This window comes from Rhizobium sp. N731 (genome assembly GCF_001664145.1).
In the GTDB taxonomy this organism is placed as follows: Bacteria; Pseudomonadota; Alphaproteobacteria; order Rhizobiales; family Rhizobiaceae; genus Rhizobium; species Rhizobium esperanzae.
Window position 1 is genome coordinate 310,231 of record NZ_CP013603.1, and the last position, 25,887, is coordinate 336,117.

The 25,887-nt window shown below is 61.4% G+C and carries 22 protein-coding genes; 11 read left to right on the forward strand and 11 right to left on the reverse strand.

The window, feature by feature from the left end; genetic code table 11:
• The first annotated feature begins 122 nt into the window (after positions 1–122).
• From AMK02_RS23175 to AMK02_RS23195, 5 genes are all read left to right on the forward strand, one after another.
• Positions 123–686, forward strand: a complete 564-nt coding sequence (locus AMK02_RS23175) for a TRAP transporter small permease (protein WP_064807134.1) — start codon at positions 123–125, stop codon at positions 684–686.
• Between the two features lie 10 nt (positions 687–696).
• Entirely contained in the window at positions 697–1,977 is a 1,281-nt protein-coding gene (locus AMK02_RS23180) for a TRAP transporter large permease subunit (RefSeq protein ID WP_064807135.1), read from the forward strand.
• A gap of 68 nt (positions 1,978–2,045) precedes the next feature.
• Complete coding sequence (locus tag AMK02_RS23185) at positions 2,046–3,062, forward strand: TRAP transporter substrate-binding protein (RefSeq protein ID WP_064807199.1); 1,017 nt, start codon at positions 2,046–2,048, stop codon at positions 3,060–3,062.
• 65 nt (positions 3,063–3,127) lie between these two features.
• Positions 3,128–3,988 carry a shikimate dehydrogenase gene (locus tag AMK02_RS23190; protein ID WP_064807137.1) on the forward strand — a complete coding sequence of 287 codons (861 nt, stop codon included), beginning with the start codon at positions 3,128–3,130 and terminating at the stop codon, positions 3,986–3,988.
• Positions 3,989–4,016: 28 nt separating this feature from the next.
• Positions 4,017–5,906, forward strand: coding sequence for a bifunctional sugar phosphate isomerase/epimerase/4-hydroxyphenylpyruvate dioxygenase family protein (locus tag AMK02_RS23195; protein WP_064807138.1), 1,890 nt, complete (start codon positions 4,017–4,019; stop codon positions 5,904–5,906).
• Between the two features lie 9 nt (positions 5,907–5,915).
• On the opposite strand, the gene AMK02_RS23200 is transcribed toward AMK02_RS23195, so the two are convergent.
• From AMK02_RS23200 to AMK02_RS23215, 4 genes are all read right to left on the reverse strand, one after another.
• The gene (locus tag AMK02_RS23200; RefSeq protein ID WP_064807201.1) at positions 5,916–6,929 is read right to left on the reverse strand and encodes a LacI family DNA-binding transcriptional regulator; all 1,014 of its coding nucleotides are present in this window, start codon (positions 6,927–6,929) and stop codon (positions 5,916–5,918) included.
• 195 nt (positions 6,930–7,124) lie between these two features.
• Complete coding sequence (locus AMK02_RS23205) at positions 7,125–8,135, reverse strand: zinc-dependent alcohol dehydrogenase family protein (protein WP_064807140.1); 1,011 nt, start codon at positions 8,133–8,135, stop codon at positions 7,125–7,127.
• A 33-nt stretch (positions 8,136–8,168) separates the two neighbouring features.
• Positions 8,169–8,939 (reverse strand): L-iditol 2-dehydrogenase, encoded by a 771-nt coding sequence (locus tag AMK02_RS23210; protein ID WP_064807141.1) that lies wholly within the window; start codon positions 8,937–8,939, stop codon positions 8,169–8,171.
• Positions 8,940–9,074: 135 nt separating this feature from the next.
• A complete protein-coding gene (locus AMK02_RS23215; protein WP_064807143.1) occupies positions 9,075–10,388 on the reverse strand; it encodes an ABC transporter substrate-binding protein in 1,314 nt (437 codons plus the stop codon).
• 319 nt (positions 10,389–10,707) lie between these two features.
• On the opposite strand from AMK02_RS23215, the gene AMK02_RS23220 reads away from it, so the two are divergent.
• Together AMK02_RS23220 and AMK02_RS23225 are read left to right on the forward strand one after the other, a co-directional pair.
• Positions 10,708–11,691, forward strand: coding sequence for a tagatose kinase (locus AMK02_RS23220; RefSeq protein ID WP_064807145.1), 984 nt, complete (start codon positions 10,708–10,710; stop codon positions 11,689–11,691).
• 3 nt (positions 11,692–11,694) lie between these two features.
• A complete protein-coding gene (locus AMK02_RS23225) occupies positions 11,695–12,963 on the forward strand; it encodes a D-tagatose-bisphosphate aldolase, class II, non-catalytic subunit (RefSeq protein WP_064807147.1) in 1,269 nt (422 codons plus the stop codon).
• A 66-nt stretch (positions 12,964–13,029) separates the two neighbouring features.
• On the opposite strand, the gene AMK02_RS23230 is transcribed toward AMK02_RS23225, so the two are convergent.
• The 7 genes from AMK02_RS23230 to otsB form a co-directional block, all read right to left on the reverse strand.
• Entirely contained in the window at positions 13,030–13,794 is a 765-nt protein-coding gene (locus AMK02_RS23230) for an SDR family NAD(P)-dependent oxidoreductase (protein ID WP_064807202.1), read from the reverse strand.
• 40 nt (positions 13,795–13,834) lie between these two features.
• Positions 13,835–14,563: an SDR family oxidoreductase gene (locus AMK02_RS23235; protein WP_064807149.1), complete on the reverse strand. Its 729-nt coding sequence runs from the start codon at positions 14,561–14,563 to the stop codon at positions 13,835–13,837.
• A 25-nt stretch (positions 14,564–14,588) separates the two neighbouring features.
• Complete coding sequence (locus tag AMK02_RS23240) at positions 14,589–15,848, reverse strand: sugar ABC transporter permease (RefSeq protein ID WP_064807150.1); 1,260 nt, start codon at positions 15,846–15,848, stop codon at positions 14,589–14,591.
• On the reverse strand, positions 15,845–16,663 hold the full coding sequence (locus AMK02_RS23245; protein ID WP_064807152.1) for an ATP-binding cassette domain-containing protein: 819 nt from the start codon (positions 16,661–16,663) through the stop codon (positions 15,845–15,847). Before AMK02_RS23245 ends, AMK02_RS23240 begins: the two co-directional genes overlap by 4 nt.
• A gap of 64 nt (positions 16,664–16,727) precedes the next feature.
• Entirely contained in the window at positions 16,728–17,801 is a 1,074-nt protein-coding gene (locus AMK02_RS23250) for an ABC transporter substrate-binding protein (RefSeq protein ID WP_189637032.1), read from the reverse strand.
• Between the two features lie 211 nt (positions 17,802–18,012).
• The gene (locus AMK02_RS23255; protein ID WP_064807153.1) at positions 18,013–18,897 is read right to left on the reverse strand and encodes an AraC family transcriptional regulator; all 885 of its coding nucleotides are present in this window, start codon (positions 18,895–18,897) and stop codon (positions 18,013–18,015) included.
• 182 nt (positions 18,898–19,079) lie between these two features.
• Positions 19,080–19,859 (reverse strand): trehalose-phosphatase, encoded by a 780-nt coding sequence (otsB, locus tag AMK02_RS23260; RefSeq protein ID WP_170965873.1) that lies wholly within the window; start codon positions 19,857–19,859, stop codon positions 19,080–19,082.
• A 124-nt stretch (positions 19,860–19,983) separates the two neighbouring features.
• On the opposite strand from otsB, the gene AMK02_RS23265 reads away from it, so the two are divergent.
• The 4 genes from AMK02_RS23265 (at position 19,984) to repC (ending at position 25,788) form a co-directional block, all read left to right on the forward strand.
• Positions 19,984–21,069, forward strand: coding sequence for an ROK family protein (locus tag AMK02_RS23265; RefSeq protein WP_064807155.1), 1,086 nt, complete (start codon positions 19,984–19,986; stop codon positions 21,067–21,069).
• Between the two features lie 1,011 nt (positions 21,070–22,080).
• Positions 22,081–23,298: a plasmid partitioning protein RepA gene (gene repA, locus AMK02_RS23270; RefSeq protein WP_064807157.1), complete on the forward strand. Its 1,218-nt coding sequence runs from the start codon at positions 22,081–22,083 to the stop codon at positions 23,296–23,298.
• Positions 23,295–24,284 (forward strand): plasmid partitioning protein RepB, encoded by a 990-nt coding sequence (gene repB, locus AMK02_RS23275; RefSeq protein ID WP_064807159.1) that lies wholly within the window; start codon positions 23,295–23,297, stop codon positions 24,282–24,284. Before repA ends, repB begins: the two co-directional genes overlap by 4 nt.
• A gap of 199 nt (positions 24,285–24,483) precedes the next feature.
• Positions 24,484–25,788 carry a plasmid replication protein RepC gene (repC, locus tag AMK02_RS23280; RefSeq protein ID WP_064807161.1) on the forward strand — a complete coding sequence of 435 codons (1,305 nt, stop codon included), beginning with the start codon at positions 24,484–24,486 and terminating at the stop codon, positions 25,786–25,788.
• Positions 25,789–25,887: the final 99 nt, after the last annotated feature.

The following is a 25,887-nucleotide window of genomic DNA, read 5'->3' on the forward strand; positions in this document are numbered from 1 at the left end:
ATTTTGGAAGTGCGACAATGGAGGATTTGATCGCGACGGCAATTGTTCGGTCACGGCACGCTTTCGCATGTCTGACGGATGGTCGGCGGACGGCCTAAACAAGGCCGCGCTTGGAGGAGCGAATGACCCGTATTATCGACTTTTATTTCTTCGCGCTGAAAGCAACGATCGCTCTGTTACTGGCGGGCATGGTCGTCCTCGTCTTCGGGAACGTCGTGTTGCGTTATGCCTTCAACCAAGGCATCACCTCGTCGGAAGAGCTGTCGCGTATCTTCTTCATATGGCTGACTTTCCTCGGCGCGGTGGTGGCAATGCGCGAGCATGCCCATCTCGGCGTCGACTCCCTCATCGTCCGCCTCCCGAAACCCCTCGCGAAGCTCGCCGTGCTCCTTGGCTATGGAATGATGCTGGTCGCCACCTGGCTGATGATCAGCGGCAGTTGGGCCCAAACGCTGATCAACCTTCACGTCTCGGCCCCGGCGACCGGCATTTCGATGGGCGTCTTCTACGGCGCGGGGCTCGCCTTTGGCGTGCCGGCCTTCTTCATCCTTCTCTGGGACGCTTTTGCCATCGTGACCGACCGCATCGACGTGACGACCGCCGAGCTTGTGCGCGACAGCGAGGAACAGGCGGCACTCGAAGATCCCGCGCAGACGGCCTTCCCCGTTCTCAAGCCGAAGCACTGAGGAGCGCGTCATGACTGTCACGATCTTCCTCGGCGCCCTTCTCGGTCCGATGGCGCTCGGCGTTCCGATCGCCTTTGCCCTCATCATTACAGGAGTGGCGCTGATGATGTATCTCGGCATGTTCGATGCGCAGATCGTCGCGCAGAACGTGCTGAACGGCGCCGACAGCTTTCCGCTGATGGCCGTGCCTTTCTTCCTTCTCGCCGGCGAGGTGATGAACACAGGCGGCCTTTCGCGCCGCATCGTCAATCTCGCCATGGCCATGGTTGGCCATATCAGAGGCGGCCTCGGCTTCGTAGCCATCTTCGCGGCTTGTGTGCTGTCGAGTCTTTCCGGATCGGCCGTCGCCGATGCGGCCGCGCTTGGCGCCCTGCTCTTCCCGATGATGCTGAAATCGGGCCATGATCCGGCTCGCGCCGGCGGCCTGCTCGCTTCCGCCTCGATCATCGGCCCGATCATCCCGCCCTCGATCGGCTTCATCCTTTATGGCGTCATCGGCGGGGTCTCGATCACCAAGCTGTTCCTGGCCGGCATTTTTCCAGGCCTGATGATCGGCGCGGCCCTTTGTGTCACCTGGCTGATCGTGGCGCGCAAGGAGCAGTTCGCCCTTCCGCCGAAGCAAAGCAGCGCGGTGCGGATGAAGGCATTCGCCGAGAGCATCTGGGCGCTGATGCTTCCCCTGATCATCATCTTCGGCCTGAAATTCGGCGTGTTCACGCCGACTGAAGCCGGTGTCGTCGCGGCTGTCTATTCGCTCTTCGTATCGATGGTCATCTATCGTGAGCTGCCGCCGTCGCGGCTGTTCGAGGTCTTCGTCGCGGCCGCGAAAATCACCTCGGTGGTGATGTTCCTGGTCGCCTGCGCCGCCGTTTCCGCCTGGTTGATCACCGTTGCCGACGTGCCCGGCGAACTTGCTGCCCTCGTCGAACCGCTGATGGACAATCAGACGCTGCTGCTGCTTGCCATCATGGTGCTCATCGTCGTCGTCGGCACCGCCATGGACATGACACCGACGATCCTGGTGATGACGCCGGTGCTGATGCCGATCATCAAGCAGGCGGGCATCGACCCGGTCTATTTCGGCGTGCTGTTCATCATCAACAATTCGATCGGGCTGATCACGCCGCCGGTCGGCACGGTGCTCAACGTCATTTGCGGCGTTTCGAAGCTCTCGATGGAGGATCTGATGAAGGGCGTTATTCCCTTCATGATCGCCGAGCTGATCGTTCTGCTTCTGCTCGTCCTTTTCCCGCAGCTGGTGACCGCTCCGGTCGCCTGGTTCGGACACTGACTTCGCCTGCGGCGATTGAATTTCAACATGGCCGGAGGGAGATGCCGGCCTCATCCTGGGAGGAAAACATGCTGACTAGATTGACGAAACTGGCTCTGGGGCTGGCCCTGCCGATTGCCCTCCTGGCAAGCGGCCCTGCAATGGCCGAAATCCGCGAACACAGCCTCAAATTCGCCGCTGCCAACAATAAGGGCCATCCCCAGGTCATGGGCATGGAGAAGTTTGCCGAGCTGATGAAGGAAAAGAGCGGCGGCAAGATCGAGGTCAAGCTGTTTCCGGGCGGCGTGCTCGGCGGCGACGTCCAGACCGTGTCGGCGCTGCAGGGCGGCGTGATCGAGATGACGGTGCTCAACGCCGGCATTCTCGCCAGCAACGTCAAGCAGTTCGGCGCTGTCGACCTGCCCTTCCTCTTCAACAGCGGCGAAGAGGCCGACAAGGTGATGGACGGCGCCTTCGGCACCGACCTGATGAAGCTCCTGCCCGATAATGGCCTCGTCGGTCTCGCCTATTGGGAGCTCGGTTTCCGTAACCTCACCAACAACCGTCATCCCGTCACCAAGCTCGAGGATATCAAGGGTCTGAAGATCCGCACAATCCAGTCGCCGATCCCAATCGAACTCTTCAACAGCCTGGGCGCCAACGCGGTGCCGCTGCCCTATACGGAGCTTTATACCGCGCTCGAAACCGGTACCGTCGATGGCCAGGAGAACCCGGCCGCCAACATTATCAACGCCAAGTTCTTCGAAGTGCAGAAGTACATGACGATCACCCGTCACCAGTACAATCCGCAGATCGTGCTCATCAGCAAGAAGTTCTGGGATGGTCTGAACGACGAGGAAAAGGCGGTCTTCGAGGCGGCCGCGACGGAGGCCCGCGACTATCAGCGCAAAGTTTCCAGGGAGCTGGACGCCAAGGCGATCGAGGAAATCAAGAAGACCGGCATGGAAGTCGCCGAGCTCAGCCCCGAAGAGACGCAGAAGCTGCGTGACGCCGTCAAGCCGCTGGTCGACAAGTTCGCGGCTCAGATCGGCGCCGATACCGTCACGCAGCTCTTCAAGGAGCTCGACACGGTTCGCGGCAAGTAAGCAGATCGGGCCCGCGGGCGACGCCGCGGGCCTTTCCCAATCACGAGCAAGACAGGAACTGGCGCATGGCCGAGACACTCCTGAAACCGTTGAAGGCCGGGCTGATCGGCTCCGGCATCCAGGCTTCGCTGACGCCTGCCATGCATATGACGGAAGGCGCGGCGCAGGGGTTGGATTACGACTATGAGCTGATCGATCTCGTCAAATTGAATGCGTTGCCGGCCGATCTTGCGCGTCTGATCGGTGATGCCGAAGCGCGTGGACTTGCCGGTCTTAATATCACTCATCCCTGCAAGCAGCTCGTCATTCCTCTGCTCGACGAGCTGTCGCCCGAGGCCCGAGCGCTTGGCGCCGTCAATACAGTCGTGCTGAAGGACGGCCGGCGCTTCGGCCACAACACCGACTGGTGGGGTTTTGCCGAGAGTTTTCGGCGCGGGCTGCCGCAGGCAGACCTTTCCTCCGCCGTGCAGCTTGGTGCCGGCGGGGCAGGCGTAGCGACCGCCTATGCAATCCTGACGCTCGGCCTTGAGCGGCTGACCGTCTTCGATCGCGAGCAGGAGCGCGCCGTCGATCTGGCTGAAACAATGTCCGCGCTCTTTCCCGGCGCGTCGATCGCAGCGGGGAGTAACCTGCACGCCGCGATGAAAGACGCATCGGGCCTGATCCATGCGACACCGACGGGCATGGCCAAATATCCCGGCACGCCACTTCCGCCCGATTTGCTGGAAGGGCGGCATTGGGTCGCCGAGATCGTGTACTTCCCCCTAGAGACCGAGCTTCTGCGGCAGGCGAGGCAGCGTGGCTGCCGGACGCTCGATGGCGGCGGCATGGCGGTCTTCCAGGCTGTCGGCGCCTTTCGCCTGATCACCGGCAGGGAGCCCGATGCCGGCCGCATGCTCGCGCATTTCGAGACGATGACGACGTAAACGCCGCAACTCCGGAAGGATCACGCCGATGAAGACATCGATTGCGACTGTTTCGCTGAGCGGCGACCTCAGCGACAAGCTGGAGGCGATCGCCAAGGCCGGCTTCGACGGGGTGGAGATCTTCGAGAATGATTTCTTGATCTTCGACGAGAGCCCAAAGGAGGTCGGCCGGATGGTGCGCGATCTCGGCATGGAGATCACGCTCTTTCAGCCGTTCCGCGATTTCGAAGGCATGCCGGAGCCGCTGCGCAGCCGCACCTTCGACCGGGCGGAGCGCAAATTCGACCTTATGCAGGAAATGGGCACCGATCTCGTGCTGGTCTGCTCCAACGTCTCGCCGGCATCACTCGGCGGTCTCGACCGGGCGGCGGCGGATTTTCGTGAACTCGGTGAGCGCGCCGCCAAACGCGGCCTGCGCGTTGGCTATGAGGCGCTCGCCTGGGGCCGCCACATACACGACCATCGCGATGCCTGGGAGATCGTCCGGCGGGCCGATCATCCGAATATCGGCCTGATCCTCGACAGCTTTCACACGCTGTCGCGCAAGATCGACGTCAACTCGATCCGGTCGATCCCGAAGGAAAAGATCTTCATCATTCAGCTTGCCGATGCGCCGGTGATCGATATGGATCTGCTCTATTGGAGCCGGCACTTCCGCAACATGCCGGGTGAAGGCGACCTGCCGGTGCTCGATTTCATGAAGGCCGTTGCCGCAACCGGCTATGACGGCTATCTCTCGCTGGAGATTTTCAATGACCAGTTCCGCGGCGGATCTGCCAATGCGATCGCGGTGGATGGCCGCCGCTCGCTGATTTATCTCGGCGATCAGGTCAAGCGCCAGCAGCCGGAGAGCGCGCTGCCGGTGCCGGTTATGCCGCCGCGCGCCAAGGTTGAAGGCATCGCCTTCATCGAGTTCACTGCCGACGAGGACGAGGTGGCGGCGCTCGAGGCGCTGTTTGCAGGCCTCGGCTTCCGCAAGGCGGCCAGACACAAGAGCAAGCGGGTGACGGTGTTTCGCCAGGGCGCCATCAATCTCGTCATCAACACCGAGCAGAAGGGCTTTGCCAGCGCCTCCTATGCCGTCCACGGCACCTCGGCCTATGCCGCCGGCCTGATGGTCGACGATGCCAAGGCTGCGCTGCAGCGCGCCGTCGCACTCGGGGCGGAACACTTCGCGCAATCGCTCGATGCCGGCGAGATCGAAATGCCGGCCGTGCGCGGCGTCGGCGGCGGCATTCTCTATTTCCTCGACCGCAAGAGTGAGCTTGGCCGCATCTGGGAGATCGAATTCGATGCGATCGAAGACGATACTGCACGGCAGCCGGCCGGGTTGCAATCGATCGACCATATGGCGCAGACGATGAAATACGAAGAATTGCTTACTTGGCTGCTCTTCTACACCTCGCTCGTCGAGGCCGAGAAGACGCCGATGGTCGATATCGTCGATCCCTCCGGCATCGTCCGCAGCCAGGTGGTGGAGAATGCGGAAGGGTCTTTGCGCATCACCATGAACGGCGCGGAAAACCGCAATACGCTCGCCGGCCGCTTTATCACTGAGACCTTCGGCTCCGGCATCCAGCATCTCGCCTTCAGGACCGACGATATCTTTGCGACTGCCGCTGTCCTTGCCGCCAACGGCTTCGTCTCGCTGGCGATCTCGCCGAACTATTATGACGATCTCGAAGCCCGCTTCGGCCTCGAGGCCGAATTCGCTGAGCGCCTCAAAGCCAACAACATCCTCTATGACCGTGACGAGGCCGGCGAATATTTCCAGCTCTACAGCCCGACCTATGGCGAGGGTCTGTTCTTCGAGATCGTCGAGCGGCGCGGTTACCGCGGCTATGGCGCCGCGAACGCCATCTTCAGGATTGCCGCACTGAGGAAACATTTGCGGCCGCCGGGACTGCCCCGCGCCTGAGATGCGATGTCAGGCCGAGGTCCGCAGCATGAGCTCGGCATTGAGAAGAATACGGGCCGCCGGCGTGGTGGCAAGCCCCTCGCCTTCGCCGAGCCTGCCGAGCAGCATTTCGATCGCGAGCCGGCCGATCTCGTTATAATTCTGTGCCACCGTCGTGATCGGGGGGCAGGCGTAGCGCGACAGGGGGTGATCGTCATGTCCCGCGACCCGCAAGTCGTAATTGGCGCCGTGGCCGACCTTGAGGCCGAGCTGGAATGCAGCGGCGATGACGCCGAAGGCGACGCGGTCGTTGGCGCAGAGCACGGTGCGCGTCGGAAAGCCCTGGCCCGACGTCAGGATGCGGGTCGCCTCCTCGAAACCGAAGCGCTCGAAATCCCAGCTCTTGCTGTCGGAAAGCTCAACAATGCTGGGCTCCTTCCGGAACTGCTCCATCGCCTCCAGATAGGCCGTCTGGCGGGTCAAGGCGTTGGTATTGACGTGCGGCATGCCGAAATAGCAGGGCGGTTCGCCAGAGCGGCAGAGATAGTCGACGATCAGGCTGAAACTCTGGCGGTTGTTGGTGCCGACGAAGGAAGAGGTCTCATCGAGCGGCGAGTCGACGTAGATGAGAGGCACGCTGCGGCCGAGCTCGTCGAGCGTGGCGTGGTGAGATTCCACGCCAAGCGGCGCGATGATCGCGCCGGCGACATTCATTGATTTCAGCGTCTTGATTGCCCGGTCCTCCATTTCGGCCTTGCCGTCTGACGACAGGACGAAGGCGAGGAACCCGGTCTCGTTGGCGATCGTCTCAATGCGGCGGGTGAGCGCCATATAGAAAGGATCGGTGGAATTGGGGATGATGACGCCGAGAATGTTGCTGCGCCGCCGGTTGAGGTTGACGGCGAAGATGTTCGGCCGGAATCCCGATTTCTTCAGCGCCTGCTCGATCGTCTCCCGCGTCTTCTGGCGCACCGACATCGGATCGCTGAAATATTTCGAGACGGTTGGACGCGACAGGCCGGCGAACTCCGAAAAGTCCTCCATGGTTTTGATCGTCTTTCCCACCATCTGCTCTCCTGACGCGGCGTCTCCGACGGTTTCTAGATGACTCATCGCCGGACGAAAAGCTGCCCTGTCGATCACCCGAACCTAGAGCGTGTCGCACAAAAGTGTGTGCGGTTTTGCGTTAACGACACGCGTAAAAACAAAGACCTAAAGCACGGGAGATCGCGACGTGCTTTAGTCTATGGAGAACTGCACCTTCATCGTTGTCGGATCGGCGGACTTCTTCATGATGAAGGGAAGCACCTCGCCGAGCGGCAGCTGGTGAGACACCAGCTGCGCCATGGCGCCGGTATCTCTTCTAAGAACGTCGAGCGCCTGGGGAATGTTGCGGTTCAGCGAGTGGGAGCCGGCGAAGCGGATCTGGCGTCGGAAGATCTCGAAGGGCGCGATGGAAATGCGCTGGTCGGGGGCGCAGACGCCGAAGACCAGAACCGTGCCACCATCGGCGGTAAAGTCGATCATGCTTTCGACGACGCGGGCAATGCCGGTTGCATCGGCAACGAAATCGAAAGAGCGGCGGCGGCCGGCGAGCGCTTCGGAGCCGGAGACGGCCGTCTCCAGTCCCAGCCGCTCGGCAAAGGCCAGGCGGCCCTCGTTGATATCGGCAACCGTTACCGACGAAACGCCTTCGGCCTTCAGGGAAAGCGCGAGCAGCAGTCCGATCGGCCCGGCGCCGAAGACGAGCGCCGTTTCCGTTCCCGCCAGACCGGCCTGCAGGCCGGCGTTGCCAAGGCCATTCAAAACGCAGGCGAGCGGCTCGGCAAGGGCGGCGAGATTGAAGTCGAGATCGCCGATTTCGTGCAGGTGATCGGTCCTGACCAGGCTGTATTCGGCAAAACCGCCGTTCTCCGTGACCCCATAGGCCTTCAGGTCGCGGCAAAGATTGGTCAATCCCTTGCGGCAGGCCCGGCACTGCCCGCAGGGAAGGTTGGGATCGACGACGACACAGGCGCCGACGGCGAGGCCGGAGACATCGCCGGCCACGGCCTCGATCACACCGGCAAATTCATGGCAGGGGACGAGCGGGAAGCGGCCCTCGCCGTAACGGCCATGGAGGACGTCGATATCGGTGTGGCAAAGACCGGCGGCGCGCACGCGCACCAGCGCATGGCCGGGCCGCAGCTCCGGCAGCGGCAGCGCCTTGGTGACCGCGACGCCCTTCTCGGTATAGCAGATGGCTTCCATCTTCCTGGCTCCAGACTTCTTGCGGAAGGGCGATCAGCTCATCCAGTTGCCGCCGTCGACATTGTAGGTCTGGGCAAGGATATAGTCGCTGTCCGATGAGGCAAGGAAGACGGCAAGGCCCTTGATGTCGTCGGGTGTGGCGAAGCGGCCGATCGGAACGGATTTGGCGACGGCGGCCTTCTTCTCCCCGGGCTTCAGTCCCTCCCATTTGGCAAAATGCGCATCGACAATATCCCAATGCTCGCCGTCGACGACGCCGGGGGCGATGGCATTGACGTTGATGCCGTATTTGACGAGGGCCAGCGCTGCCGACTGCGTCGCCGAGATGATCGCCGCCTTGGAAGCGCAGTATAAAAGCACCAGCGCCTCGCCGCGCCGCCCGGCCTGGCTGGCCATATTGATGATCTTGCCGCCCCTGCCCCGCTTGATCATGACGTTCGAGACGGCCTTCATCATGAAGAGCGGCCCCTTCAGATTGATCGAGAAGACCTTGTCGTAGCTGGCCTGGGTGATTTCGCTGACCGGCGCCATGTCGAAGATGGCGGCGTTGTTGACGAGGATATCGATGCCGCCGAACTCCTTGTCGACCTCTGCAACGAGAGTGTCGATGGTCGACAGATCCGTGACGTCGAGCTTCATCGCCTTGGCCGCCGGGCCGATCGCGGCGGCGGATTTCGTTGCCCGTTCGATGTCGATATCGGCAATGACGACCTTGGCGCCTTCCTTGACGAATGCTTCGGCAAAGCCAAGGCCGATGCCGCGCGCACCGCCGGTGATGAGGGCGACCTTGTCTTTCAGTCTCATGTCGTTCTCCAGTTCAGCCGGCGCAGACGCCGGTAGTGCGAAATGACGGCTAACCGCCTGACCAGAAGGTCCCGGCAGTCGTGCTGCCGGGACCTTTCCGGGAGGAACTCGCGGCAAACCGCGAGGATGAAAGGCTTACTTCGGGTAGCCGGCCTTGTTCATATCGCGTTCGACCTGTTTCTGGGCACTGTCGAGAGCGGCATCGACCGATTGCTGTCCGGACAGCGCGGCGGCGATCTGCTGCCCGACGAGCGTGCCGATGCCCTGGAACTCGGGAATGGCGACGAACTGAACGCCGGTATAGGGAACGGGATCCTTGGTCGGCTTGGACGGGTCGGCCGAGAGGATGGCCTTCAGCACGGTGTCGGCAAAGGGGGCCGCCTTCTGATATTCCGGCAGGGCGTAGGTCGATTTTCTGGTGCCGGGCGGCACCGCGACCCAGCCCTCTGTTTCACCAACCTTCTTGACGTAGTCCTTGGAGGTTGCCCATTTCAGGAAGGATTTGGCCGCATCGAGCTTGGTCGAGGTGGCCGGGATTGCCAGGTTCCAGGACCATGACCAGCTCGAGCCATTGGCGGTGACGGCGACAGGCGCGCGTGTGAATGCGATTTTATCGGCCACTGTACTCTGCTTCGGGTCATAGACGCGACCGGCAGCCGAGGTCGCATCGATCCACATCGCGCAGTGGCCGGTTGAAAATAGCGCCTGGTTCTCGTTGAAGCCGTTCGCGGTCACGCCGGGAGGGCCGTATTTGGTCATCAGGTCGACGTAGTCTGTAATTGCCTTCTTCCAAGGCTCAGAGTTGATTTGCGGCTTCCAGTCCATGTCGAACCAGCGTCCGCCATAGGCGTTGATCATGGTTCCGAGGAACGCCATGTTCTCGCCCCAGCCGGGCTTGCCGCGCAGGCATAGGCCGTACTGTTCCTTCGATTTGTCGGTCAGCTTCGCTGCATATTCCTTGATCAGGTCGTAGGTCGGTTCATCAGGCATCTTGATGCCGGCGGCATCGAAGAGATCCTTGCGGTAGAGCGTGAAGGAGCTTTCAGTATAGAAGGGCACGGCATAGAGCTTGCCGTCGACGGTCAGGCCCGTCTTGATCGGAGCGAGCAGGTCGTCATAGTCATAGTCGGCGCCGAGATCGTCAACGGGCGCCAGCCAGCCCTGCTTGCCCCAGATCGGCGCTTCATAGCCGCCGATGGTGATGATGTCGTACTGACCGCTCTTCGTCGCGATGTCGGTCGTCACCTTCTGGCGCAGAACATTTTCTTCGAGCACCACCCAGTTCACCTTGTTGCCGGTCTCCTTCTCCCATTCCGGCGACAGTTTCTGCATGATGATCATGTCGCCATTGTTGACGGTGGCGATCGTCAGTTCCTCGGCAACCGCCAGCCCGGCGGTGAGCGCGAGGCAGGCGACGGATGCAGATAGAATGCAAATGATCTTGCTCATGGTCTCCGCTCCTCCTTTACGGATGTTCACGCATAAAATTACATGCGTAAACTTTTATCATCTTGGTCAACCTTGTCAAGGAGGTTTTGGAAGAGCAATTGGTCCGGATTCGATCGTTTCGCGTGAAAAGCGTGGATCGAAAGGCGTTTCGCAGCGCAAAATGAACCCAGCCTCTATTTATTGCGCCGCAATATTGAAATTATCGCGCGTCAAATTATTCTTGACTGGTCCTCCCAACCAAGTTACGGGCGGATCGAGGTTTTTTGACGGGTGTGCGGAGCGCAGGATGCCGCCGCTGCCCGCATGAAGGAGATTGCAGATGCCGTTGTCTCAAAGGGCGATTGCGCCGGAAGCGCTTGGGCCGACGATCACGGTCGGCGAAATCCTGGTGGAGATCATGGCGACGACGGTCGGTGCGGGCTTCCTCGAGCCGCAATCCCTGACGGGGCCTTATCCGAGTGGTGCACCGGCCATCTTCATCGACCAGGTTGCGCGAATGGGCGGTGCGGCCGGCATCATCGCCGGCGTCGGCAATGACGATTTCGGCCGCTTGAACGTCGATCGCCTGCGCCAAGACGGCGTCGACGTATCCGCCATCGCAATCCATGAGGACTGGCCGACAGGCAGTGCTTTCGTTCGCTACCGGCCGCATGGTGCCCGTGATTTCGTCTTCAACATTGCCAGATCCGCGGCCGGCCAGATCGGCTTGACGTCTGCCGCTGAGGCTCTCGTTCGGCGTGCCGGCCATGTGCATGTCATGGGAACGGCTCTTACCATTCCCGGTGCCCGCGAGGTGATCCTCTATGCCGTCGAGACGGTGCAGGCTCGCGGCGGTTCGGTGTCGCTGGACCCCAACCTTCGCAAGGAACTGCTGACGGATGACTGCGCGCTGGAAAGCTTCGGCAAGGTGCTTGCCGCTGCCGACCTGCTGCTACCCTCCGGCGAGGAGCTTTCCACCGCCGCCGGCCACACAGACGAAGCTGCCGCTGTGGCCAAGCTTTTGGAGAGCGGCATCGGTGAAATCGCGCTGAAGCGCGGCGAACAGGGCGCGTCCTTCTTCGCCCGCGGCTTTCCGCGCATCGATTGCGCTGCCTTTGCGGTTGACGAGGTCGATCCGACCGGCGCCGGAGACAGCTTCGGCGCGGCCTATCTCACCTGCCGCCGCAAGGGCATGGCGCCGGATGCCGCCCTGCTCCACGCCAATGCGGCCGGCGCTCGCAACGTGACCCAGCTCGGGCCCATGGAAGGCGTCTCCACCCTTGCCGAACTAACGGCCTTTATCGCCGAAACCCCGAGGAGATAGACGATGGACCGGATATTGACCCGTCTTGCCGCCGCCCGGCGCAAAGGCAGACCCTTCGGCATCACCTCGGTCTGCTCCGCCCATCCCCTCGTCCTCAGGGCCGCAATCCGGCGGGCGGTGCGCGAAGGCGGGCCGGTCCTGATCGAGGCGACCTGCAACCAGGTCAATCATGTCGGCGGTTATACCGGCATGACACCGGAAGACTTCATCCGCTTCGCCGAGCGCATCGGCGCCGAGGAAGGGCTCGACCGCGCGCAGATGATCTTCGGCGGCGACCATCTCGGCCCCAACCCGTGGCGCAAGGAGACGCCGGAGGCAGCGCTGACGCAGGCGGAACTCATGGTCGAAGCCTACGTCCGAGCTGGGTTCGGCAAGATCCATCTCGATGCATCGATGGGTTGTGCCGGCGAGCCGGCCGCGCTCAACGACCGGACGACCGCCGAGCGCGCCGCACGACTGGCGCAGGTCAGCGAAAGGGCGGCAAAGGCGAGCGGCGTGCCGCTGCCGCTTTATATTCTCGGCACCGAGGTTCCGGTGCCGGGCGGCGCCGACCATGCGCTCGAAGAACTCCGGCCGACCGCGGCGGATGCAGCCCGCTCGACGATCGCCATTCATCGCGAGATCTTTTCGCGGGCAGGATTGGAAGACGCCTTTTCCCGCGTCATCGCTTTCGTCGTCCAGCCGGGTGTCGAATTCGGCAGCGAGAACGTCATCGGCTACAGGCCCGAACTTGCGACTGAATTGACCGCACTGCTCGACGAGGAACCGCAATTCGTCTTCGAGGCTCATTCCACTGATTATCAGACGCGCGATGCGCTGACGCGGCTGGTGCAGGACGGCTTCCCGATCCTGAAGGTCGGCCCCGGCCTGACCTTTGCGCTGCGTGAGGCCGCCTATGCGCTCGATATGATCGCATCGGAGATGGTTGCCGGTTACGGCGATAGACCCCTTGCGGCCGCGATGGAGGCCCTGATGCTGGCAGCACCGGGCGACTGGCAGGCCCATTATCACGGCGACGAGACGGCTTTGCGTCTGCAGCGGCACTACAGCTACAGCGATCGTATCCGCTATTACTGGAACAGGCCCGAGGCCGACAAGGCGTTCGAGAGATTGCTCGGCGCGCTGCGCGGAAAGACGATCCCGGAGACGCTGCTGCATCAGTATCTGCCGCAGCTTTCGGCGGCTGAAGTCGGCGATCCCGAGACTATATTGATTACCGCGGTCGACCGTGTGCTGGCCGATTACCAGAGCGCCTGCGGCACGGCGACCTGAATTTTCTGAGCAAAAAGAGAGACGCTTGGCTGCCGGGCGGGGAACCCGCCCTCCCCTCTCGGACGCTTACCGCGTCGTATAACCGCCGTCGATAACAAGCACCTCGCCGGTGATATAGCTTGCCGCCGCCGAGCAGAGGAACAAGGCGGCCCCGGCCACCTCTTCCGGCTGCCCGACACGTGCCATCGGTGTCATGCTGCGCCAGGTCGGGAACCAGTCGGGATTGGCGATGCCGCCGCGCGACATATCGGTCTCGATATAGCCTGGCGCAATGGCATTGACGCGGATGTTCTCGGCGGCGACTTCGCTTGCCAGGCTCTTCGTCATCATATGGACCGCCGCTTTGGAGGCGTTATAGGCGACCTGGTTCTGCGGAATGTTAGATACGATGCCGGAGATCGAGCCGAGATTGAGGATGACGCCGCCGCCCTGGCGCCGCATCGGTGCGAGTGCTGCGCGGCAGGTGCGGAAGACGGCGTCGACATTGACGGTCATGATCTCGCGCCAGATGGCATCGGAGAATTCGCCGCTGTCGCCATGAATGGCGATGCCGGCATTGTTGACGAGGATATCGAGCCGACCCGCCCGTGAGAGGGTCTCAGTGACGAGCGCATCGGCGGCATTATCTTTCGTCATGTCGGCGGCGATGAAATCGCAATCGACGCCGGTCTTGGCCAGCCGCTCGTCCGCCGCCGCGCTGCGGGTTCTTCCGCTGATGAAGATTTTGGCGCCCGCCTCGCCGAGCGCTTCGGCGATCGCCAGACCGATGCCGCGCGTGCCGCCGGTCACAAGCGCCACCTGTCCGTTCAAGCGAAATCTATCGAAGATCATGGCCGATTCCTTTCTGCGGTCGTGGGGCGGCACATCCTCCTCAGATATCGGTGCTCTGCGGCAGAATGACGAGGTCGCGGATGGTGACGTTGCGTGGACGCGTCAGCATGAAGAGCACCGCTTCGGCCACTTCTTTCGGCTCCATCAGACCACCGGCGGCGAGCGCCTCGTCGAGCTTTTCCTGCGGCCAATCGCTGAGAAGAGCGGTCACGACAGGCCCTGGCGCGACGGCGCCGACCCGCAAGCCATGCTTGGCGACCTGTCGCCTAAGGGTGTGGACAAAGGCCTGGACCGCGTGTTTGGAAGCCGTATAGATCGGCTCCCAGACCACCGGGATCATCCCGGCGACCGAACTCGTCAGGATAATATCGCCGGTCTTGCGTCCGACCATATGCGGCAGCACGGCGTGCACCGAGCGAAATGCGGCGTTGATGTTCAGGTTGAGCATGCGATCCCAGGCGTCGGGATCGCCGTCAAGCACTTCACCGCCGATATAGGAGCCGGCATTGGCGTGGAAAATGTCCAACTGGCCCGCTTTCTCCAGAATAGCAGGCATCATCTGCGCCACGCTTTTTGGATCCAAGAGATCGACGACCAGGGGAATGGCCTTTTCGCCGAGTTTCGAGCAGACATCCCTCAACGCCTCTTCGTTGCGGTCGATCAGCACGACGCGGGCGCCTGCTGCAAGCATGGTCCTGGCGCACTCCAGGCCGATACCCGACGCCGCCCCAGTGACGGCCGCGACTTTTCCAGACAGATCCTGTCCCATTTTCTTCCTCTGCTTTCCTGTTGATTTAGGCCCGGCCGTGCGAAATGCGCGATCGGCGTGCCAGCGAGTCGACGATGACGGCGACGGCAAGAACGGCCCCCGTGATCATGTAACGAAGCGACGACGACAGATCGAGGAGCGTCAGACCGCTCGCGATCGACTGAATGACGATGATGCCGAGAAGGGCCGAATAGGCGCTGCCGCGCCCGCCGAACAGGCTGGTGCCGCCGATGACCGCCGCAGCGATGGCGTTGAGATTGACGTCGCCGGTGCCGGCCTGCTGACTGGCCGTCGCCAATCGCGCCGCCGAGAGCACGCCGCCGGTCGCGGCCAGCAGGGCGCACATGACGAAGGCGCTCGCATAGATGCGCGAGACGTTGATGCCCGAGCGGCGGGCCGCCTCCCTGTTGCCGCCGACGGCATGCATGGAGCGTCCCCACTTCGTGCGGGTCAGCGCATAGTTCATCGCTGCGACGAGGCCGACGAAAAGTCCGAACATCCAGGGAATGCCGCGTGACTGGTTGAGATAGAAGGCGACCGCCTCCAGGGCGAGGGTAATGATGACGGCGCGCAGGAGCAGCCCGCCGACCGATTTCGACGACAGCCCGGCGGCCCGCCGGCGCGCCGCCGTGCGGTAGCTCGCGAAGAAGAAACCGAAGCCGGCAAGGGCAACCAGCGCATAGGCGACCGGATCCGGCATGACCATGATCTGCCCGAAATTTACGAGCCACGAGCCATAGGTCAGATTGATCGAACCGGTCGCCCCGAGGATATAGAGCTGCAGCCCGAGAACGGCGAGCAGTCCCGACAGGGTGGAGACAAAGCTCGGCATGCCGAAGCGGTTGAAGAGGAAGGCGTAGAGCGAGCCGATCAAGGCGCCCACCGCCATGGCGGCAAGAATGGCCAGTACCACCGGCCAGCCCTGGTTGATCCAGAAGACGCCGGTGAGCGCCGAGGCGAAGCCGCTGACCGAGCCGACGGAGAGATCGATCTCGCCAACGATCAGAATGCAGACGATGCCGAGCGAGATGACGCCGACCGTCGAGCAATCGAACAGCATGTTGACGAGGTTGGCGCTGGAAAGAAACACCGGATTGAGCGCTTGGAAGACCGTCCAGATGATCGCCAGGCCGACTATGACTGGCAACGATCCGAGGTCACCGGAGCGGATGCGATCCCAGAAGGACCGAACCCACCCGGCAAAGCTGTCGTCATGGCGCACTCTTTCGTCGCGCCGATCGAGAAGCGCGGGTGTTGCCGGCTCGTTCTGAATGGTCTTCATCATGGCCTGCCCTCCTCATTCTCTTGGCTTTGCGCCTTGCGGCGCATCGCGCGACGGGAGACGGAATTGTTGGATGCGCCGGTAATCGCGCTGACGAGCTCTTCGTTGGATGCGTCGGGCATGAAGGTGCCGTTGTTGCGGCCAAGCCGAAGCACGACGATACGGTCGGCGACGGCCCGCACGTCCTCCATGTTATGGCTGATCATGATAACGCCGAGGCCGCGCTCGCGCACGCGCTCGATCAGATCCAGCACCTCGGCCGTCTGGGCAACGCCGAGTGCGGCCGTGGGTTCATCGAGCATGATCAGTTTTGGTTCGAGCAACAGCGACCGGGCAATCGCCACGGTCTGACGCTGGCCCCCGGATAGCGAGGCCACGGGCTCGCGCACGCTTGGGATTCGCGCGGAAAGTTCGTTCAGCAGCTTCCAGGCGCGGATCTCCATCGCGACCTCGTCGAGCTGGAAGGGGTTGAGCTCCTTTCCGAGAAAGATATTGGCGACGACGTCGAGATTTTCACAAAGCGCCAAATCCTGGAACACGGTCGCAATGCCCAGATTGAGCGCAGCGCTGGGGCTCGATAAATCTGCCTGTTGACCCTCGAATAGGATGGTGCCCGAGGTGGGCTGGTGGACGCCGGCCAGAATCTTGACCAGTGTCGATTTGCCGGCGCCATTGTCGCCCACCAGCGCCACGACCTCGCCGGAATGCACGTCGAGGTCGATGTCGGTCAGCGCCGACACCGCTCCGAAATTCTTCGAAACTCCGCGCAGGCTGAGGACCGGCTGGTGCGAGTCAAAAGTGTGAGAGGTGTCAGACATCGCCTGGCCTTTCCGAAAAGCGAAGCGGAAGCGCGACCGATGGCGGCCGCGCTTCCCTGGCGGATTACTTGATAATGCCGAGCTTTTTACAGCCGTCGGCGTAACGGCCGGTGCACAGCTCCTCGGCGGTGTTGATCTTCTTGTCGATGATCTCGGCCTTCAGGTTCTCGGCGGTCACGACAGCCGGCACGAAAAGCTGCGCCGGCGTATCGTAAAGCGTCATCTCGGCCTTGATCGTCTCGCCTGCCAAGAGCTTCACGGCGACGTCGGCAGCGGCAGCAGCGACGATTTCGCTCGGCTTGGAGATCGTGTTGTACTGATCCCCCGATATGATCAGTTGCAGCGCGGCGATCGTCGCGTCATTGCCGGTCACCGGCGGCACGGGATCGACGCCGGCTGCCTTGAAAGCGGCGATGGCGCCGCCGCCGGTGCCGTCATTGGCGGCGACGACGCCGACGATCTGCTTTCCAAAACGCGTGATCTGTCCGGCCGCCCATTGCTGGGCATTCGCCGGCTGCCAGTTCGGCGTATCGAATTCAGCAAGCGTCTTGTAGCCGCCGCTCGCCAGACCCTCGTGAATGCCGTCCTTGATCAGTCCGGCGGCGGCATCGGTCGGCGAACCGTTGATCTGCAGAATGCCGCCGCCGTCGGTCGGCACGTTCTTGGCCTTCAGATGCTGAACCAGCGATTCCGCGATCGCCTTGCCGATCGCCTTGTTGTCGAAGGAGACGTAGAAATCGGCCTTGCCCTTCGGGATCGGCCGGTCATAGGCGATGACCTTGACGCCTTGGCTCTGGGCGAGCTGGACGAGAGAGGCGGCCGCTGCCGAATCCACCGGATCGAGCACGATGACCTTGGCGCCCTGAGTGATGGCCGAATTGAACTGTTGCTGCTGTTTGGCGATATCGGCATCGGCATTCTGATAGATGACCTTGCAGGACGCACAAAGCTTCGTCATTTCGGCGACGAAGCCCGGATGGTCGTGCTCTTCATAACGGGTCGAGCCCTGGTCGGGCATAAGGAACGCGACGGTTGCATCCGCAACCGCGCTTTGTGCAAAGGCGGAAGTCCCGCCGAGCAAGGACAGCATAAGTGCCGCGGCGCCTGCCGCTTTTGTCGAAAATTTCATCATTTCCATCTCCTCCCATTGGAAAAAATCGTGTAGTGCGTGATTGCAGTGTTCTGCTGTGCCGTTCGGCTGAATGAGCGGCTGTGCCTGTCCCAGCGGTTTGCTGTTTCTGAGGACAAGCGTCTCCTCTCGCGAGCCGCTCCTCGCGCGCTCACGTTCAAGCCTGCGTCAGTTTTCGTTCCTCCTCCTTGTCCTCCCCTATTGCCGTCTTCGGCGGACCTTATGCCGCCTTTGCCACGTTGATATTGTCACCCAACAATCGCCGGAAGCGGGACGGCGTCATGCCTTTTTCCGCGAGGAACTGGCGGTTGAAATTGGACAGATTGTTGAAGCCGACCTCGAAGCAGATGTCGGTGATCGACGCATGGTCGTCGCTCATCAGGATTTGGCAGGCGAGATTGATGCGCAGGCGTTTCACATATTGCACGAGCGACATGCCGGTATGGCGGCGGAAAGCGCGTGAGAAGGCGCCTGTGGACTGTCCGGCAATCGCAGCGAGATCGGTTTCGTCGAAGGATTTCGTCAGATTTTCTCTGATATAGGCGAGCGCCTGGTTGATGCCGGCCGACATATAGCCCGAGGGATCGGGCAGATAGCTGGGGCTTGCGAGAAGCTGGGCATCCTGCGCCCGGCTGAGCAGCCCGACGATCATCATGAAGAGCTCGATGCGACGTACGCCCTGGGCCTGCTGCACCTCGTTCATTAGAGGCGCCACCTGCCGGCTGGTCTCAGTGCCGAAGAGCACGCCCCGGCGCGACGCTTCGAGGACCGGCTCGAAGGGATTGAGCTCGGGCAGCACCTTCATCGTGTCGCTGATAAAATTCTCACTGAACTGGATGAGCTGGCATCGAAGCGGAATACTCGATCCCTTCGGGACGTCGCTGATCCAGTTGTGAGGCAGATTGGGGCCGGCCAGCACCAGATTGCCGGGTTCGAACTCCCCGATGAAATCGCCGACGAAATAGCGTCCCGTGGTCGCCACGACGAGATGCAGTTCATATTCCGGATGAAAGTGCCAGCGAACGGTGTGATAGGGATAACCATGCGCCTTCGTTGCGAAGGATTCGCCCGGTCTGATCTGAACGACTTCCAAGTCGGGTTCCATCGTTTCCTCCTCCGAGGGGCGATTCTACGTCCGCCTGCCAAATTCCCTTCGGCTTTATTATTATGACGAGTGTAGTGGGCTCGCTTCATGCCCGCCACCACGATTCCCGGCCAAAACCGATACTTTTTTGATGATTGACGCTACGCCGGCGGCGCAAAGATGACGGCAATCTGAAATTCATCTCAGGCGGCAAGGGCGGCAATGACATTCCTGACCAGTGCAGCCGAAGACAGCCGGCTCGTGGCGCAGCTCGGGGCACCGATGGCCCCGACACGCACGGAGACGCCGCCGCGCGCATTGGCGATCGCAAACATCGACTCGTCGGTCAAATCATCCCCGATGGTAATCGGGCAGCGGTTCTTGAAAGGATCTGACTGAAAAAAGCGCTCCAGCGCATCGCCCTTGCTCGACCGTGCCGGTCGGAGCTCGAACACCCTTTTACCGAGCTGCAGCGCCCAGTTCGGTCCGGCAAGCTCCGCATAGTAGTGCATGCGCTCTTCAATGACTTTTTCATATTCCGGCGCCAGCCGGTAATGCGCGGCAACGGCTGCACCCTTATCCTCTATCAGAACACCCGGGTAATGTTCGGCTTCGGCGGTCAATGCATGTTTCAGCGCCTGGAATTCGGGGGTCGCCTCGACCGTATGCATTCCGGCGGCGCTCCTGATCTCGGCGCCATGCAGGCCTGCGGTTGGAAATGCAAAGGGCTTGAACAGCTCGTCTGCATAGGCAAGCGAGCGCCCGGTGACCAGCGCCAAGGCGCCGCCGAGCTTGTTCGAAAGGCGATGAAGGTGTCCAGGCAGGTCTTCTGGGACCTCAATCGCATCCGGCGTAGGCGCAAGGTTAAGCAGCGTTCCGTCGATGTCGAGAAACATCGCCCAGTGCTCCGGTTCCCCCAGCACCAATGAAAGCATTTCCTGCGTAGTGGTGTCGTCCTGCACGGCATTCTCCAAATTCTGCAATCATTGAAGCTAGGTCGCCGGCGGACGAGGGCAAGATGAGTTAATAAGCTCCGGAACATCCAGAGGCTGGTCGGCGTTTTATTTTGCCGCCTGTTCGACCCCTCGCGGCCGGAAAGGGACATCGATGGCCAAACGCAATTCGGAGCCCCGTGACGGGGCGAGTGCCCCATTAGCGCATGGCGCGATGGTCCTGCCGTTGGTAACGATCGACGACTACAACAACGAGCTGCGTGACAAGAACGGCTTCGTTGGCGACAACGCCAACAAGAAGACCTTTCAGCAGAAGCTTGAGGATTGGAGAAATCATGTCCGCAAGTTCGGAGACGATCCGCTCGGCAGGGTCGAGACGACGAAGCTTTCCAAGAAAAAGATCGAGTCTCTGCTGAAGGGAGACGACATGGAGGCCGCCGCACTGATCATGGGCGCGGTGGAGGACTTCGCACAGGATTTTGCCGAGGTCATCAAAAAATTCCTCAAGGACGAGCGCTGGTCCAAGACCGAGCGCATCGTCGTCGGCGGCGGCTTCAGGCAAAGCCGCTTCGGGGAGCTGACGATCGCCAGGACCATGGTTCTGCTCAAGGCGGCCGGTATCGATATCGAGGTCATCCCGATCGTCCACCATCCCGACGAGGCTGGACTGATCGGTTCCGTCCACCTCATGCCGTCCTGGATGTTCAAAGGCTATGAGGCGATGCTGGCCGTCGATATCGGCGGCACGAACGTCCGTGCCGGAGTCGTCGAGTTCGGAAAGGAAAAAAAACCGCACTTTGCCGATGCGAGTGTCTGGGAATCGACCATCTGGCGTCACGCCGACGACGAGCCGAGCCGCAGTGCGACGATAGAAAGGCTGGCGGCGATGTTGCAGGAGCTGATCGATAAGGCAGAAAAGGCCAATCTGAAGCCGGCCCCGATCATCGGGATCGGCTGTCCCGGTATCATCAAAGCAGACGGTTCGATCGAACGCGGCGGACAGAACCTGCCAGGCGGCAATTGGGAAAGCGACAGCTTCAACCTTCCCGCCGCACTGATGAAGGCCATTCCCGCAATCGGCGATCACAGCACATTCGTGATGATGCACAATGACGCCGTCGTGCAGGGCTTGTCGCAGATCCCATTCATCGAGGACGTATCGACATGGGCGGTGCTGACCATCGGAACAGGGTTGGGCAATGCCCATTTTACCAATCGTGAGGGAATGAAAGCGCGGTAGCCCCGACCAAGAGCGGGAAAGCGGCCGGCAAAGCAATGATCATGTCGCCCCTCCTGCGCGCGTGGACCGCAAAAATGGAGTCGGCGGGCGCTGTGTCACCTTATGGTAAACAACAGGTAAACAACGAGGAATTCCGTAGACGGAAGCAAATTCCCCCGTAGGTTCCGTTAGGCAGGAGATGGGAGGAGCAGGTCGGCATGGGACCGTTCAACGATTTTGATCATATCTCTCTAGACATGATTCGCATAGCGCGAGCGTCTGCAATCCTTACAGTCGATGGTCACATGCGACTGTTGCCGTCTGCGCGCAGCTCAGCTGCGGCCGCTGTTCGCGACTCCTGGAATACGCATGGTCCGGACAGAACACGGCCGTCGTATTCGCGGGCATGCCGTCGCATTGTCGCTGTCGCAAGCGCCATCTCGGGACCGATGCTTGATTGAGCCCCTCTCCTTTTTCGCCGCACATGGAAAAGATGGTGATAAAGTCGCCGGGCGGTTCTCCGCCGGTTCAAATTGCGCTTATCTCTCCTTCACGCAAGCTCACATGCAGACGAAAGATGGAAGATGAACTTCAAGGGAATAAGCGCTCCGCTCAATGCCGGCCGTCTCGAACAAATGCTCGGCCTTGCCCCGTCACGCCGCGATCCCGAATCCCAAGATGGAAATGTCAAGGCCTCCGGCGTCGAGCCCGTCCGCGGCTTGGAGGCCGAAAGCCTCTGCCGTTCCTCTGCCTATAAATAAGAAGCGGCATTTGCCTGGTCGATCTGTGCCAAGCGCAGTTACCCTGCGACGAGTCGGCGGTGGCTTTCACGTCCGTCGAGAATGGCCGGCGCCGGCGATGCGGGTTCGCCGCCGTTGTCAGCTGACAATTGCGCTAAGATTCCGGAATTCCACGCAATTTTTTTGACGAATTCAGTTTGTTATATATTGGCAAACCAAGAAATCGCTTGACGGAATCGCCAGACTCACGATCATTTGCGCAAAATTGCCCGATTTATCAGGATTTGCGTGAATGCCGACCAAGGCCGCGATTGTTGAGAAAGCCAGAAGAGCGAGTCAAGTCTCGATCGACGAGACGATTGCGCAGGACTCGACGATGCTCAGCAGCCAGCTCCAGGTGCTGTTCGAGCGGTTATTTTCGCCCGATGCCCGCAAATCGCTGCGGCGGTTCAGCAGCACCGAGGCCGCCAAGCTGCTCGGGGTCACCGACAGCTATGTTCGCCACCTCACCGCCCAGGTGGAAAGCATCAATCCCGAAAAGACGGCGGCCGGCCGCCGTGTCTTCTCGCTCGAAGAAATCCATGCGATGCGCCAGCATCTGGGGCGCACCAAACCCTCCTATCTGCCGACGCGCCGGCCGGGCGACCACCTCCAGGTGATCGCCGTCACCAATTTCAAGGGCGGATCCGGCAAGACGACAACGTCGATCCATCTGGCGCAGTTCCTGGCGCTGCGCGGCTATCGTGTGCTCGCGGTCGACCTCGACCCGCAGGCGTCGATGTCGGCGATGCTCGGATATCAGCCGGAGTTCGATGTCGGTGAAAACGAGACGCTCTACGGCGCCATCAAATATGACGAGACGCGCCGCGACGTTGCCGACATCGTCCGCCAGACCTATTTCCCCGGTCTCGATCTCATTCCGGGCAATCTCGAACTGCATGAGTTTGAGCACGATACCCCGAAGGCGCTGGCCGACAGCAATCGCGACGACAAAGACATGTTCTTCATGCGGGTCGGCAATGCGCTGCATTCGCTGGAACAGAGCTACGACGTCGTCATCATCGATTGCCCCCCTACCCTCGGCTTTCTGACGCTGTCTGCTCTCTGCGCTGCGACTGCCGTGCTGATCACCGTCCATCCACAGATGCTCGACGTGGCGTCGATGAACCAGTTCCTGACGATGACCTCCGACCTTCTGGCCGTCGTCAAGCAGGCAGGCGGCAATCTCGAATATGACTGGATGCGCTATCTGATCACCCGTTATGAGTCCAATGACGGTCCGCAGGCGCAGATCGTCGCCTTCCTGCGCAGCCTGTTCGGCGAGCGTGTGCTGACCTCGATGATGGTGAAGTCAACGGCGGTTTCGGACGCTGGCCTGTCCAAGCAGACGATCTACGAGGCGGGCCGCGAGACGATGCATCGCCAGACCTATGACCGCGGCGTCGAATCCGTCGACAATGTCAATGCCGAGGTCGAGCAACTCATCCGCAGTGCATGGAGCAGGACATGAGCCCAAAAGGTCGCGATATCCTGAAGAGCATGGTTGGCGCTGTCGAACCGGCACGACCGGAGACGCCAAGCGCGCCGCCGCCGCATCGACCATCGGGTGCGGTCAAGGCGATGAACTTGTCGCTGGGACGGTTGGGAGAGGAAGCAGCCGCCGCCAAGGCCCTGCGTGAGTCCCTCGCCTCTGGCGACAAAGTGCTGGAGATCGATGCGGCTGCCGTCGAAATGTCCTTTATCCGCGACCGCATCCCGGTCGACAAGGATCCTGAGTTCGAGCGATTGAAGCAGTCGATCCAGGAAAGCGGACAGCAGGTTCCAATCCTTGTGCGTCCGGACCCGGTAAAGGCTGGGTATTACCAGGCCGCCTATGGCCACCGGCGCTTGCGTGCGGCCGCGGAGATCGGTGTTCCCGTCAAGGCCGTGGTCCGCAAGCTCACGGATGAAGAGCTGATTCTCGCGCAGGGTCAGGAGAACGGCCCGCGTGTCGACTTGAGCTTCATCGAACGGGCGCTGTTTGCGCGACGGATGGATGAACATGGCTTCAGTCGCGACATGATTGCTCAGGCGCTGGCGACGGATAAACCGGAAACGTCACGGCTGCTGCAGGTAGCGCAGACGATCGATCCCGAGATCATTCTTGCCATCGGACCGGCGCCGAAGGTGGGGCGTCCCCGCTGGTTGGCCTTTGCCGAGAAATTCAGGGAGACAGGCGGGCGAAAGAAGGTGCAGGCCGCAATCGCTGGCGCCGCTTTCCAGACGCTGGAGAGCAATAGCCGCTTCGATGTCATCTGGAAGGCACTGGAGGAGAAGAGCGCGCCGCAGCGGGTCGAGCAGACGCTTCGCACGCAAAGCGGCGGGACGCTTGCTTCGGTGAGCCGCTCGGGCAAGAGCTTTCGCATCGCCGCCAAATCAGCGGCGTTTTCGGAATTCCTGGCCCGGCGGTTGATAGGCCTCGCCGCTGAGTTCGAAGAGGAAAATGAGGGAAAATGAGGCAGTTAGACCGATTGTCAGCTGACAATTCGGACAGGAGATAACGCGCAAAAGAAAAAAGCCCCCGAACGTCACCGTCACGGAAGCTTTCCTCGTAGTCTTGAACACCTCCGAGAATCGCACTTCCGAGAATCGCTGTCAAGAGTTTTTGGCGCCGTTTTGGCGAGCGGATTTCTTTTGCCTCGTCGAGGTGGAAGAGATGGAAACCGGAAGTATAACGACGCCCTTCGGGCGGCGGCCGATGACGCTTGGCATGCTCACAAGCCAGGTGATGGCGGGTGAGATCAAGCCTGATCAATCGGTTGACAAATGGAAGCTGTTTCGTGCGCTGTGCGAAGCAAAGCCGCTGCTTGGCATCAGCGACCGGGCGCTAGCGGTGCTCAATGCGCTCTTGAGCTTCTATCCCAAGAACGAACTGGCCGAGGAAAACGGGTTGATCGTATTCCCGTCCAATGTCCAGCTTTCGCTGAGAACGCACGGCATGGCCGAGCAGACCGTGCGGCGCCATCTTGCGGCACTCGTCGAGGCGGGGCTTCTGCTGCGCAAGGATAGTCCCAACGGCAAGCGTTATGTCCGCAGGGACAGGGCAGGGGAGGTCAACGACGCCTTCGGCTTTTCGCTGGCGCCGCTGCTTGCTCGCGCGGAAGAGGTCGAACAACTGGCCGCCGAGGTGATGGCCGAGCGGCTGCATGTCCAGCGCCTGCGCGAACGCATCACGCTTTGCCGTCGTGATATCGCCAAGCTGATCGAAGCGGCCATCGAAGAGGACGTTGAAGGGGATTGGCAGAGCCTTCACCTGGAGTTCCGGGAAATGATCGAAGGCCTGCCACGGTCGCCGACGACTGCACAGCTCGAACAATTGCTGGACGGATTGACGGCGCTTCGGACGGATATCCTTAACCGGCTGGAAATTCGTGTTAAATCGAAAAAACAGCGCGGCAATGCCTCTCATATCGAGCGTCACATACAGAATTCAAACTCCGACTCCACCTCTGAACTTGAACCAAGCTTCGACACGAAGCAGGGCGCGAGGCCGGAGCAAGACAACGGGCGAGGCGTCGTGACGCCGGAAGAGGGGAGGAGCGAGGCGATCCGTTCGGACAATCGGCCGGGACGGCAGGCTGGACGACCCGGCGGCCGTGATGATGCCGGCGGATTGAAATCCTTCCCGCTCGGCCTGGTTCTGCAGGCCTGCCCCGAGATCCTTGCCTACGGGCCGGATGGCGTGATCCGAAACTGGCGCGACCTGATGACGGCAGCCGTCACAGTTCGATCGATGCTGGGCGTCAGCCCGTCCGCCTATGAGGAGGCGGCAAGTGTGATGGGCGCGGAAAATGCCGCGACCGTGATGGCGTGCATCCTGGAGCGCGGGGGCCACATCAATTCCGCCGGCGGCTATCTTCGCGACCTGACGCGGCGAAGCGAAAAGGGAGAATTCGCGATCGGCCCGATGTTGATGGCGCTCTTGCGGGCAAATGCGCCGGCCGGCCGAAAGGCGGGATAAGTTTTCGGCGCTCGTCCGGGTCATCCATGCTCGGATGATCGCCGGCGACGATGCCGAAGGAGAGGGGGATGCCGAATGTTACAGCCTGTCGCGCAAAAG